This is a genomic window from Bdellovibrio sp. SKB1291214, from assembly GCF_002209355.2.
Lineage (GTDB): Bacteria > Bdellovibrionota > Bdellovibrionia > Bdellovibrionales > Bdellovibrionaceae > Bdellovibrio.
Genome location: NZ_CP106855.1, coordinates 2,291,860 through 2,304,468 on the forward strand (window position 1 = coordinate 2,291,860; position 12,609 = coordinate 2,304,468).

The 12,609-nt window shown below is 46.1% G+C and carries 12 protein-coding genes; 8 read left to right on the plus strand and 4 right to left on the minus strand.

Going from position 1 to position 12,609, the window contains the following annotated elements; all coding sequences use genetic code 11:
* Positions 1-100 precede the first annotated feature (100 nt).
* Positions 101-1,180 carry an endonuclease/exonuclease/phosphatase family protein gene (locus B9G69_RS11330; protein WP_088614953.1) on the plus strand — a complete coding sequence of 360 codons (1,080 nt, stop codon included), beginning with the start codon at positions 101-103 and terminating at the stop codon, positions 1,178-1,180.
* Between the two features lie 8 nt (positions 1,181-1,188).
* Positions 1,189-1,584, plus strand: a complete 396-nt coding sequence (locus tag B9G69_RS11335; RefSeq protein WP_088614952.1) for a hypothetical protein — start codon at positions 1,189-1,191, stop codon at positions 1,582-1,584.
* A 65-nt stretch (positions 1,585-1,649) separates the two neighbouring features.
* Here the strand turns inward: B9G69_RS11335 and B9G69_RS11340 are convergent, their stop codons facing one another.
* A complete protein-coding gene (locus B9G69_RS11340) occupies positions 1,650-2,054 on the minus strand; it encodes a cytidine deaminase (RefSeq protein WP_088614951.1) in 405 nt (134 codons plus the stop codon).
* A gap of 43 nt (positions 2,055-2,097) precedes the next feature.
* Complete coding sequence (locus B9G69_RS11345; RefSeq protein ID WP_088614950.1) at positions 2,098-2,667, minus strand: Maf family protein; 570 nt, start codon at positions 2,665-2,667, stop codon at positions 2,098-2,100.
* An 81-nt stretch (positions 2,668-2,748) separates the two neighbouring features.
* Here B9G69_RS11345 and folE2 point away from each other — a divergent pair, with 81 nt between their 5' ends.
* The 5 genes from folE2 to B9G69_RS11370 all read left to right on the plus strand — a co-directional run bounded on the left by folE2 (position 2,749) and on the right by B9G69_RS11370 (position 8,833).
* Positions 2,749-3,660 (plus strand): GTP cyclohydrolase FolE2, encoded by a 912-nt coding sequence (folE2, locus tag B9G69_RS11350; RefSeq protein ID WP_088614949.1) that lies wholly within the window; start codon positions 2,749-2,751, stop codon positions 3,658-3,660.
* 81 nt (positions 3,661-3,741) lie between these two features.
* Positions 3,742-4,242 (plus strand): Fur family transcriptional regulator, encoded by a 501-nt coding sequence (locus B9G69_RS11355; protein WP_088614948.1) that lies wholly within the window; start codon positions 3,742-3,744, stop codon positions 4,240-4,242.
* 143 nt (positions 4,243-4,385) lie between these two features.
* Entirely contained in the window at positions 4,386-5,051 is a 666-nt protein-coding gene (locus B9G69_RS11360; RefSeq protein ID WP_088614947.1) for a hypothetical protein, read from the plus strand.
* Positions 5,052-5,183: 132 nt separating this feature from the next.
* The gene (gene uvrA, locus B9G69_RS11365; RefSeq protein ID WP_265437746.1) at positions 5,184-7,784 is read left to right on the plus strand and encodes an excinuclease ABC subunit UvrA; all 2,601 of its coding nucleotides are present in this window, start codon (positions 5,184-5,186) and stop codon (positions 7,782-7,784) included.
* 14 nt (positions 7,785-7,798) lie between these two features.
* Complete coding sequence (locus B9G69_RS11370; RefSeq protein ID WP_088614945.1) at positions 7,799-8,833, plus strand: DUF475 domain-containing protein; 1,035 nt, start codon at positions 7,799-7,801, stop codon at positions 8,831-8,833.
* Here the strand turns inward: B9G69_RS11370 and B9G69_RS11375 are convergent.
* Together B9G69_RS11375 and B9G69_RS11380 are read right to left on the minus strand one after the other, a co-directional pair.
* On the minus strand, positions 8,772-9,668 hold the full coding sequence (locus B9G69_RS11375; protein WP_254916819.1) for a DMT family transporter: 897 nt from the start codon (positions 9,666-9,668) through the stop codon (positions 8,772-8,774). The genes B9G69_RS11370 and B9G69_RS11375 overlap by 62 nt on opposite strands.
* 2 nt (positions 9,669-9,670) lie before the next feature.
* Positions 9,671-10,396, minus strand: coding sequence for an FAD-binding oxidoreductase (locus B9G69_RS11380; RefSeq protein WP_265437747.1), 726 nt, complete (start codon positions 10,394-10,396; stop codon positions 9,671-9,673).
* Positions 10,397-10,507: 111 nt separating this feature from the next.
* On the opposite strand from B9G69_RS11380, the gene B9G69_RS11385 reads away from it, so the two are divergent.
* Complete coding sequence (locus B9G69_RS11385; RefSeq protein WP_265437748.1) at positions 10,508-12,544, plus strand: hypothetical protein; 2,037 nt, start codon at positions 10,508-10,510, stop codon at positions 12,542-12,544.
* Positions 12,545-12,609 lie beyond the last annotated feature (65 nt).

A 12,609-nucleotide genomic window follows, 5' to 3' on the forward strand; every position in this document is an offset into this window, starting at 1 on the left:
TTCTTTAGAATGACCAAATGACAACGTGCATTTTCTATCGATTCTAGCTATCAGACATGAGCATATTTTGACCTTACTGAAGGATAGTTGAGGGGATTCAATGAAAACTATTTTAGGTCTTTTAGTGTTCTTGTCGACTTTCACGGCGGTGAAGGCACAGGCGCAGATGGCGATGGTGGCGGCACCTTCACAAGAATTCTGTATGCAAAATTTTAATGCGTATGGACCGCTTTACGCTCCGAATACCACAGAACGAATGGATTGGATTGGGTCACTGTTAAAAGCAGTTCCTCGTTGTCGTGTGGTTCAACTTCAAGAAGTTTGGAACGCTTCCAATATCGATCAGATCGAATCCGCTGTGGGAAGCTCCTACCATATTAGTTCTCCGAATCGTGAGAGTCGTATCGGTGTGATGTCGATGTTTGATGGTGATATCAAAGCCACGTGGACATTTGATTTCAACATTAACAATTTGGGCGGCTTTTTAGATGAAATCCGCGAAACCTTCGGTGTTAAAAAGGCCTTTCATATTGTTCAAGCTCGCTTGCCTGAAATGAGTGAAGACTTTTATTTCGTGAACACTCACTTGCATCCCATGAGCACCGAAATCCGCATCACACAAATAATCGACATGGCGAACTGGCGTTTGCGTAATCCCAATTTGAAAATGTTGATGTCTGGAGATTTTAACGCTAACGAAAAATCTTTCGAACGCGAGTTGATGATGGCCTTGATGGGACTTCATGATTCGTTCCAAGATACTTTGGGTGGAACTTATCCTCCAGGCTATTGCACTTACTGTGCAAACAATCCTCACAGTTGGATGCCTGGGGATCATATTTTGGATTATATCTTTGTATCGAATGCGGGCGGCGCCGATACACGCATCAAAGCCGTGGCTGGAGAAATCAACATGCGTGGTCCGTTGAAGGAGCCATTGTCCGATCACTACGGACTTCGCGTGCATTTTAAAATTGCCGATGGAGATGGCATTTTGACGAACGAACAATGGTTCTTATACCGTGAAAGAACAATGCAACTGTTGAATCAAGCTGCACAGATTCTGACAAACCATGGAGATCGGGATTTAGTTCCTTATATTAAAGAACTTCAGACGATGAAATACCAAATCCAAGTACAGCAAGGTGAGTTCTATAATTACTTTGTTCAATACAGATAGGCTTTCATATGAAACGTTTTTCCATGTTTGCCTCTTTGATTGTGTCTTTGTTCAGCCTGTCCGCTCTCGCAGGCAAACCAACTCTGATCTGCCTTTTCACCAACCCAACAATCCGCATGGTTGTGTTGGCCAAGGGTGAAAAGATCGGGCAGGTGGGAGATATGGTGACTTATGAGCACTATACGACTCCGGGCGAGATGGGGTACGTTACGGAATCTTACGTTAAAGATGGTGCTCTTTCGATGAAAATATCTGGCGCCACCGAGGATGATATAGTTTTAGAAGTAGCTTTCGGCAAGCCAGGCCGTGACGAAAACACGAACCGCATTTACGAAAACGCGGGTCTTCTAAAAACTGCCTACGACGAAGTCATCGTTTACGGCGGTTGCGATTTAATTGAATAAAAATAAAAAAGCCCGGGAGACCGGGCTTTTTTGGTACTGCTATGCGAGCAGCAGTGTAGACAGGCTTAGTCCAAATGTTTCGGTGTGAAAGCTTCTGGGAAGATCTCTCCAAATTTGAAGGTCTTCATTTTTCCAGTTAGGTTGGCAGTATAGATCAAAGTTTCTTCGCTACCGAACTCTGCGATCACTTGGCGGCAGAATCCACACGGTGGCCATGGTTTGTCAGCGTCGCTGATAACCATCACTTCTTTCACAGATTTCGAAGCGCCTTCGCTAACAGCTTTCCACAAAGCCACTCGCTCCGCACACACAGTTCCACCGTAAGATGCATTTTCAACATTGCAGCCGTTAAAAATTTGACCGTCAGCCATCAAAACAGCGGCACCGATATGGGCGCCGGAGTAGGGCGCGTGGGCGCGTTTTTGGGCTACAGCCGCGGCATCGAATAATTTCTTTTGCATGTCGTTCATAGATGACTCCTCAGGTACGCGGGGCCGGAACCAAATGTTCGGCTTAAAGCGGACTACAAGTCTCTAATATTTTTGACAGTTCAATCAAGGGTAATCCTTGAATGGCCGTAAAATCTTGGGATTCAATTTTGGAAAACAGCATGATTCCGTGTTTTTCGATCTTATAGCTTCCGGCGCAGTCCGTCGGCATGTCGAGGTCAACATAGCGTTCGATCTGCTCGCGACTCATCGCTTTCATATGCATGCGCGTGATGTCGGTATAGGGGATGGCTTTTTCGCCGTCAAAAACGCAAATTGCTGTCACAAGCTCGTGGATTTTACCCTGCATGCTCATCAGTTGCTCAATCGCCTTGTCACGCGTATGCGCCTTGCCAATGATGCGGCCCTCAAAAGAAACCAGCTGATCTCCACCGATAACGACTTTTCCTTCGCCCTTAAGGCTTTGAGCCTTAAGGAAGGCTAAGTGTTCAGCTAAAGCGCGGGGAGCCAGTGTGGGATCTTTATGCTTATCCTCGTCGATAGCAGGCGGTTGAGCAGTAAAAGGCACAGCCAAACGAGAGAGAAGTTCTTGTCTGTATTTGGAGGTCGAAGCCAGGATCAGTTGCTTTTTCATGTTATCGGTTATATTTCAATTTCGCTGTAAAAACTATAAAAACAGAGTCTTTACAGGGAATCTGCGGTACAAGGCAAAACCATGACGAACAAACATCTTCCAGACGTCGCTAAAGAAACTCATACAGAAAAATTCGCTCCCATTGATTGGGTGGGTATGGGTTCCATCGAACTTCCTATTTTATTAAAACAAGCTGATGGCGTGTATCGCATTCCTGCGCGCGCTGATGCGAAAGTCAGTCTTGATAAAAAACCTTCCCGTGGCATTCATATGTCGCGCTTGTATTTGATCACTCAGGAAACACTTTCAAAAAACGAAATGACATTGGGTCTTTTGGGACAAGCAACAGACGAGTTTTTGAAAACTCACGAAGAGCTTTCCACACAAGCTTTGATCCAAGTTCAATTCGAAGCGCCATTGGTACGTAAGGCTTTAAAGAGTGCGAACCAAGCATGGCGCTCTTATCCTGTCACGCTGTCAGCTTTCAATGAAAACGGTGTTAAGAAATACTATGTTGAAGCCGTGATTACTTATTCTTCAACATGTCCTGCCTCCGCGGCGCTGTCTCGCCAGTTGATTCAAGACAACTTCAAACAGCAATTTGGAGCGACATCGTTAGATTTTGATGTGGTTCACCAATGGTTGGGAACGACTCAAGGGATCGTGGCGACTCCGCATGCGCAACGCAGTTTTGCCCGTGTGAAAATTGAAGTCGGTCCAAATTATGACTACGCAAAAATCATCGATGTGATCGAAGATGCTTTGCAGACGGCAGTTCAAGGTGCGGTTAAACGTGAAGACGAGCAGGAGTTCGCTCTTCGAAATGGCCAAAACCTGATGTTCTGTGAAGACGCAGCTCGTCGCGGCAAAGAAGCATTGGATAAACAGAGCGATATTCTAGATTACGTCGTTGAGTTCAGCCACGTTGAGAGTTTGCATCCGCACAATGCGGTATCCCATATCTCTGCCGGGAAGAATTTACGCACTTTTTGAAATCTAACTGATAATCATTGTCAGAACAGTGGACTTTGACCCCAGGGGCGTCCTATAAACTTGAGTTCGAGGAGCCTACGAATGGGACGAGATTCAGTACCACTTTTACCAAGACAACATGATGAAGACATTGTGATCCATCACGATCCATTTGATGAGGCTGAACTCAAGAAGATCATCCGTGCGTTGAACTTGAAGGTGACTTCTCAACGAATGGCCATTCTTAAAACTCTTCACGAAGGACGTCGTCACGTCACAGCCCAAGAGCTTTACGAAAAATTGGCGAAGGACCATCCTGAAATCGGTTTCGCCACTGTTTACCGCTTCCTTCGTACTTTGACTGAAGGCGCTTTCGTTACGGAAGTGCGCATGGGTGGTTTGCCCGCTCGTTACGAGCTCACACCAAAGGGTCACCATGACCATTTGACGTGTGTGAAGTGCGGTAAGATCTGTGAATTCGAAAATCGCGCGATCGAGCAACTACAAGAAAAAGTAGCGAACCAATTCGGTTTCGCACTGACTCACCATATCCTTGAGCTTTACGGCGTCTGCCCGGATTGCCAAGCTAAAGCCAACAAATAGAAAATCAAGGGAGCCGCAAGCTCCCTTTTTCATTGGTGCCTCAGCCACAATGTCCGTGAGCCGATGCGGCGCGGTTTTATTATCTGTTGAGTTGAGATCGTCTTTTGCAGACACTGCATTCGTGGTTTGCAAAGGATCCCAGGTTGTCAGTTGAAAAGCTTTACGAACATTTTTTTAAACCCGAAGTGCGCAAGCAAGGTCGCGAAGATTTTGCGGCGGGTTTGGCTGTGCTTTCTGTGGCGGGTGACGCTCGCATTGAAGGTTACGTAAAGGCTTCGAAGCCAGTAAAGGTTTTGTTTGTTGCGGAAAGCATCGCCAGCACATCTTTCACAGTGGATTGCATGTGCAGCTCGGCGGCGAAGGGGACTTTCTGCAAACATATCTGGGCGATTCTTTTGCAGACCGAAAAAAAGCACCCTGATTTTTTAGATTCCAAAACAAATCTGGAAAAGGGCTCCTTGTGCGAAGTGGTGGAGTCGCCTTTCAAAGCAAAACAAGCCGAATTTAAAAAGCTCCAGTATCAAAAGCAAAAAGAGCGCGCTAAAGCTCAACGACAAGAAATCAAAAACAGGGCAAAAGGCATTTCTAGTAAAACGGCAAAGGGCACAACGTTTTCCCAAGACGTTAATGCGGCCTTCGAGTTTTTTTCTGTAAATGGTTTTCCGATGGAAAATGCGTTGGACGAGGAGTCGCTGAAGAACGCTAAAAAAGTTTTATCGCGCGTTTTTCACCCAGATAAGGGCGGAACTCATGACGAGTCGGTTCTATTGAATCAGCACTACCAAATCCTGATGGATTATCTGAATTAAAGCAAAATTCGCCAAAAAGCATAGAGTTGAGTCCTTCCCTTAACAGGTAAAGCGCGCGGGCCGTTTGTGATGCGCCAAGGCGTTAGGCCAGAGGGTTGTGTGCGCTAGTCATCAGGCGTACACTGTCAGGCTATGTCGCAAGCAGAAGATGGTATCGTAGTAAAAGGCGCCAAAGAACATAACCTTAAGAATGTCAGCGTGACTATTCCAAGGAACAAGATCACCGTATTTACGGGGCTCAGCGGTTCTGGAAAATCGTCGCTTGCCTTTGATACGGTTTATGCTGAAGGCCAACGTCGTTACGTCGAAAGTTTGTCTGCTTATGCTCGTAATTTCTTAGAGCAATTAAAAAAACCAGATGTGGATGTGATCACGGGTTTGTCGCCTGCGATTGCCATCGACCAAAAATCTGTCAGTACCAATCCGCGGTCCACTGTCGGAACGGTGACGGAAATCTACGATTATCTTCGTCTGCTGTATGCTAAAGTGGGCGTGCCTGAATGCCCAACGCACCATATACCAGTGAGCAGTCAAACTCCGCAGCAGATTATCGATGACGTCATCAAAAAAGGCCAAGGCGCTAAGTTTTACGTTTTGGCTCCAATGGCATCTGGAAAAAAAGGGGAGTTCCTGGCCGAGTTCCAACGTTGGGCTAAGAAAGGTTTCGTTAAAGCCAAGGTCGATGGAAAAATGATCGAACTTGATAAAGCTACTAAGCTTGCGAAAACTAAAACCCATGACATCGACCTGGTGGTCGATCAATTGATTATGAAAGACACGATGAAGATGCGCCTCAGCGAAAGCATCAACACCGCTCTTTCGATGGCAAATGGCCGCGTAATTATTGAAACATTGGACGGAGAAAGAACGAATTATTCCCTTCACTCCGCTTGTCCTATTTGCGGATACTCATTCCCTGAAATTGAACCTCGTATGTTTTCTTTCAATAATCCACGAGGCGCCTGCCAAACTTGCAATGGCTTGGGCACTTTGGATTTGGAAGAGGAAGAACAGTTCTCGGATGGTGAAGTCGGCGGTAAAAAGCTCGACAAGGTCGTTTATAAATACAAAGGCAAAAAAACTTCGGATGAGGACGATGAAGAGGGCGACGACATGGTTCTGCATGACTGTCCGGATTGTCATGGTTCACGTCTCAGACCTGAAGCCTTGAACATCAAAGTCGCAGAAAAAACAATTTCTGAGTTGGCGGTGATGAGTGCTGCGGATTTGCGGGAGTTTTTGGCAGGCATCAAATGGCGCAGCAAAGATCAATTGATTGCCGAAAAAATCATTAAGCAGGCGACAGACCGTCTGGATTACATGATCCGTGTGGGTACAAGCTATTTATCGATGAATCGTTCTTCACGCACGCTTTCTGGCGGCGAAGCGCAACGTATTCGATTGGCAACGCAAGTGGGATCTTCATTGATTGGTGTCTTGTATGTGATGGATGAGCCAAGTATTGGTTTGCATCCGCGCGATCACCATCGTTTGCTGGATATCATTGGCGAGTTAAAAGATCGTGGTAATACCATTTTATTAGTAGAACATGACGAAGATACCATTCGATATGCTGATTTCGTTGTCGACTTAGGACCTCGTGCGGGGCGCTTGGGTGGCGAAATGATGGCACAGGGAACTCCACAAGAGTTGGAGAACAATCCGAATTCTTTGACGGGCAAGTACTTGAAAGGCGAAGTGCGTATTCCTGTTCCTAAGCAGCGTCGTCCTGGCAATGGCCAGTTCATCGAACTAAAAGGTGCCACTGGCAACAATCTGCAAAATGTGGATTTGAAAATTCCACTGGGAACTTTGACTGCCGTTACGGGAGTGTCGGGATCTGGTAAATCGACGTTGATCATCGATACGTTGTACAAAATTTTGGCGCAAAAATTTTATAAGGCTTTGGCGGAACCGTCTCCTTATAAAAAAATTGAAGGCTTGGATAAGCTTGATAAAGTCATCGATATCAATCAAAGACCTATCGGTCGTACACCTCGTTCAACGCCAGCGACATATGTTGGGTTGTTCCCTTTGATTCGCGACTTGTTTGCGAACTTGCCGGACTCAAAACTTCGCGGTTACGAGCCTGGTCGCTTTAGCTTTAACGTCAAGGGTGGTCGCTGTGAAACCTGCATGGGGCACGGTCAAATCCGCGTCGAGATGCACTTTCTAAGTGACGTCTTCGTGACTTGTGACACGTGCTTGGGGCGTCGCTACAACCGTGAAACTTTGAATGTGAAGTATAAAGAAAAATCCATCGCTGATGTTTTAGATATGAGTGTGGGCGAGGCTTTGGAGTTCTTTAAAAATCACAGCCATATCTATCGCAAACTCGAAACACTCCACCGAGTGGGGTTGGATTACATGACCTTGGGTCAAAGTTCGACGACCTTGTCGGGGGGAGAAGCGCAGCGTGTGAAGCTTTCTAAAGAGCTTTCAAAACGCGGTACGGGTAAGACACTGTATATTCTGGATGAACCTACCACGGGTTTGCATTTTGACGACGTCAGAAAACTGGTAGAGTTGCTTCAGGATCTGACCGATCAAGGCAACACCGTATTGGTTATCGAGCACGCTATGGAAGTGGTGAAGACTGCCGATCACGTTATTGATTTAGGTCCCGATGGCGGCAAGCACGGCGGTTTGATTGTTGCGACTGGTACACCAGAACAAGTAACAAAAGTTAAAGAAAGTGAAACAGGAAAGTTCTTGAAAAAGATCCTTAAATAGCATCAATTCAAGGGATGCTTAAATACTTTACTGGTTCCATTGCTATTACAATTCTGGGTCTGATCGGCTCTTTCTTTGTCGGTCAATATTACGGCGGCACGACAGCGGCAGGGCTTGAGGCTTTGTTTATCGCGGCTGTCCTGGCAGTTCTTGAAATCTCTTTGTCGTTTGATAATGCGATCGTTAACGCCACAATCCTTAAAGACATGACGCCCGTTTGGCGCCATCGCTTTTTGACGTGGGGGATGTTGATTGCTGTCTTCGGTATGCGTTTGGTCTTCCCACTCGGTATCGTCAGTGTCATGGCAAGCATCAACCCATGGGAAGCTTTGGTGATGGCAGCGACTCGTCCCGACGAATATGCGAAGCTTATGCTAGCAGCACATTTGGAAGTGGCAGCCTTCGGCGGAACTTTCTTGTTGATGGTGGCTTTACGTTTCTTCTTTGATGCAGAAAAAATCGAACACTGGTTGGCTCCTCTTGAAAAGCCTTTCGCGTTCTTGGGCCGCGTGGAGGCTATCGAAATTGGTTTGGCTTTGGTCATCTTGATCACGATTGCTCATTTCATGCCTCAACAGGAAGAATCCTATGCGTTCTTGAAATCGGGTCTGGCTGGTTTGATTGTCTTTGTTGCGGTTGATGGAATTGGTGCTTTCATGGAAGCGTCCGAAGAAACAATGCACAACGTTCATAAGGCAAGTGCAGCAAGCTTCCTGTACCTGGAAGTACTAGATGCCTCATTCAGCTTTGACGGTGTGGTTGGAGCGTTCGCTATCACGCATAACTTGTTCATTATCATGATTGGTTTATCGATCGGCGCGTTCTTTGTACGTAGCTTGACGATCATGTTTGTGGAAAAAGAAGCTTTGGCGAAATTCGCCTATCTTGAGCATGGCGCTTTCTATGCGATCTGGGTTCTGGCATTGGTCATGCTGACGGCTCCGTTTGTTCATATCCCTGAATGGGTGACGGGTCTTTCCGGTGCAATTATTCTTGGGATTGCGTTCCTGTGGTCTTTGAAGAAGGGTCCCACAGAATCTGAAGGATAGAAGCTCCCATAATGATCAGAGCGCCAACTCCTTGAAACCAGGACAGGCGCTCTGCTAAAAGCAAGAATCCAAACAGTGCTGCAAACGGCGATTCCAACAGGAAAATCATACTGGCCGTTGAATCCGATAATGTCTTTTGTGCTCGGATTTGAATCGAAAACGCGATCACACTCGATCCCATTCCCAATATCACAACTCCCAACCATGAAATCCACGGTGCGATCAGTGTCAGACTGGGCTGAATGAATAAAAGCGGGGAGAGCAAAATCAACGTCCAAATGGATTGGAAATTGTTAAAGCGAAATGCATTGTCCACTTTGTTAGATATTTTTCCGATGTAAATAATGTGACCTGCTGCCATCACGGCCGAAGCCAGGGTCCAAAGGTCTCCAACATTGATATCCGTGATTTTAGCGTCCATCAAAAAGAACGTTCCCAGCAAAGCCAAAGCTGCCAAGCCGTAATTGATCCAGCTGCTGCGCGATCGGAAGAGCAAGGTATTAATCAGCGGAACTAAGATCACGTACAGGCTGGTGATAAAGCCACTCTTGGTGGCCGTCGTGTATTGCAAACCGATGGTCTGCAAAATCATCAAACCGCCTAAGAAAAATCCCGCAGGCAGTGCGCGTTTAAAGTCGGCTTTCATCGAAAGCAGCGATGGCTTGCGCATACAAATGTAAATGAGCTCCCCAAAAACAGAGGCTATCAAAAAACGATATACCAAAGTCTCAGCCGGGGTGAAAGCGCGAAGGGCAAATACTGTCGCAACAAAGCCGAAACCCCAGAGGGCTCCGGCTAATATCAATTCAAGAGCTGCACGATTTTTTGCGATCACTCTTAGTCGAAAGCTTCGGACCAGATGCGGGATTTGTCGATGCCATCGACCTCGATCAACTGGTGTTTCACTTCTTTGATCATGCCACCGTTACCGCACATGTAAAATGTTGTCGGAATATTTTTATAATCAAATTCTGAAATAAAGTTTTGGATATAACCTTTTTTACCAGTCCAAGAATCCTGTGGGCGACTCAATACAAACTCCCATTTGAAATCCGGCAGTTCTTTGGCCAATGCTTCCAGTTCAGGTTGGTAGTACATGTCTTTTTCAGTGCGCACGCCGAATAGCAGGCGGTATTTCAAATTTGGATACTGCTCTTTCTTAGACAGAAGATAGCAAATGTGTTGCGAAAGACCTGTGCCTGTATTCAAGAATACGATTTGTTCTGTTGGTGGTTCCTGGAAGAACACTTTTCCGAACGGCCCTGTGAAATTCAGAGTTTCTCCACCCTTTAAGTTCCAAACAAAAGTCGAGGCAATGCCGTTATCAACGTATTTAAAAAGTAGTCTAAAACCGTTCTTAATTCTGTCATCAGATGCGATCGAGTAGGCGCGCAAAACAGGTTTTGCTTCACCTTGGGGAACATTCAACATTACAAACTGGCCAGCTTTGAACTGAAACTCTTCTGGATTGTCTGTTTTTATCACCAGCTCACGAACACTCGGCGTGTGATCGATGATCTGTTCGACTTTCATGTGATAAATCTTGCGCGCTGAAGACATCATTTCTCCTTAGAATAAGGGCCATACATAATCCGAAATTCCCAGACAGTCCAACAATTTAGCTTGTTACATCAGTTCTCAATCAATAAACTTATCAACAGTGAGGTATCCATCGTGAATAGTGCACAGCATCTGATTTTATCTCTGTTGTTGGTCATGGGGTTTTCTGCCCATGCGCAAGATAATCAGGATGCGGCGGCCACGGAAGAAATTCCTGCTCCGCAGCAGTCTTTGATGAAATCCGCAGCAAACAAGGAATTTAACAAACCTTTGTTCTTTGACCAGATCGATAATGGCGTTTTAATGCCGCCGCTTGAGCTGGAGTACGATCTGACTCTTCAAAAAGGCAAAACTTTGAAAGTGGGCCCTGTCGTATTGAACGAACAGACATTCAATTTCAATTTGTTGCCACTCGGTAAAGCGCACCCACAGATCTCCCGAGTTTTGACGCCGTCCCAACGCAATGACGACGCTTTGATTATGTCTTGGCCGATGGAGTTGATGGGCTCCGCTTCTTTAGAGATGATTTCCCGCACGGGAACAGTTTTGTGGCAACGTGATATCACGGAAGTTGAACAAAAAAATTGGGCAGCACAATTACAGAGCTGGCGTTCAGCCTTACTGGCTCAGAAAGTTCCTGCCAGTGAATTGACGAACAGCGGTTTTTTTGCAAGCTCCTTTGCAATTCCAAGTTTTAATACCGCAGGGTCTCCATTCGCTCGAGTGGGGGAAATTTTTCGTTTCTGTTTAACCCAGCAAATGGGACGCGGTTACACTCGTCTTTGCTCGCAGTGGTACGGAAATCAAAAAGGGACAGACGGTAAAGCGCATCTAGCGAAAGCACGCGTAGATGCAACTACTCCGCGAGTTCTATTGAATAACGAAGAGACTTTGTTAAAGCAGTCGGCACCTACGGCTTCTGAAGGCCCGACATCGTTTTTTGCGGAACTTGCCACAGGGGAGTCTTACGAATTCATGGTGGAGCCGAACAAGCTTCAACTGATGGATATCGCCGACACTTCTCGTCCGGGATTATTGCGCATCGTGGGTTTTGACACTCGTCCCTTAGGACGTTCTGTGATTTTAAATCCTGATCAGTATTTGAAAATTACGACGCTCATTGGGTTTGAATCGACCATTGGCGACGCACGTAAATTTTGGGCAGCTCCTCTAAAAAAGGATGATCCAAAAATTTATCTACCGGGGCAAGGTGGCGGGATTTTTAAACAGCGTTTTGAGTTGTCGGTGATCCCCCGTCGTCAAGCGCGTTTGTATTTAGACGAGCGCACACCCACGGGAACATACAGCGACAACATTCGCTTGTACGGTCGCAAGCTTAAAGAGGTGACTGTGACGACGGATCAGAACTCGGTCCATGTCGACAGCAATGAGCCGAATGAATTTCTCTGGAGATTCAAAGCCACAGAACGCGGCGAAATCAACCGTTCGTATTTGAATTTGGATTATCAAGGTCAAAGATATCGTTCGTACTTTGAGATTTACAAAGGCTATCCGCGCGAGCTTTCTGCACGCGTGTCCGTTGCGAAATCATCGTCTGATTTCGTATTCATGGGTGAGGTCGCTTACAATCAATGGTTCGAAGATCTTTTCACTTGGGCAAATTACTGGGTTTCCCGTCAACGTTGGGGGGTTAGTGCCAAGTACTTTAAGTCGTTCAATGAAATCAAGGTCAGTACTTCGGGACGAACGGCTCCACTGGATGTTTTGACTGTGGATTTGAAATATCGCTTTATCCCGGGTCTTTGGAATCGCGATGAAACGGTCGGGATGATGGCATCTTATCAAAACGTGAACTTTGGTGTTTTGACGGCGCCCATGATTGGTGGCGGTCTTTTCTGGGCACGCTCGATGCCGAAATTAATCGATGATGTTTTTAATATTTTGCCATTGTTCAGATATCCGAAATGGGTTGACGTGGAGTTTATTTACTATGCGCAAAGCATGGATAAAAACATCACGCTGAATTCTTCGATGTCTTTAAACTTCCACGGTAAAGTTCTGTGGACGAATAATCTGTTTGGTGAGGCGGGGTTTGGTGTCAAACGTTATGCCTTCGTCGACAGCTCCTTGAATCAAAAAGCCGATCTAAATACCTTCTATGGGACGGTAGGAATGGGACTTAGCTTTTAAGTTCTAAAGTCAAAAAGGCCACCTTCGGGTGGCTTTTTTAGTGCCTCAAAGCGCCCCCTGTTAAA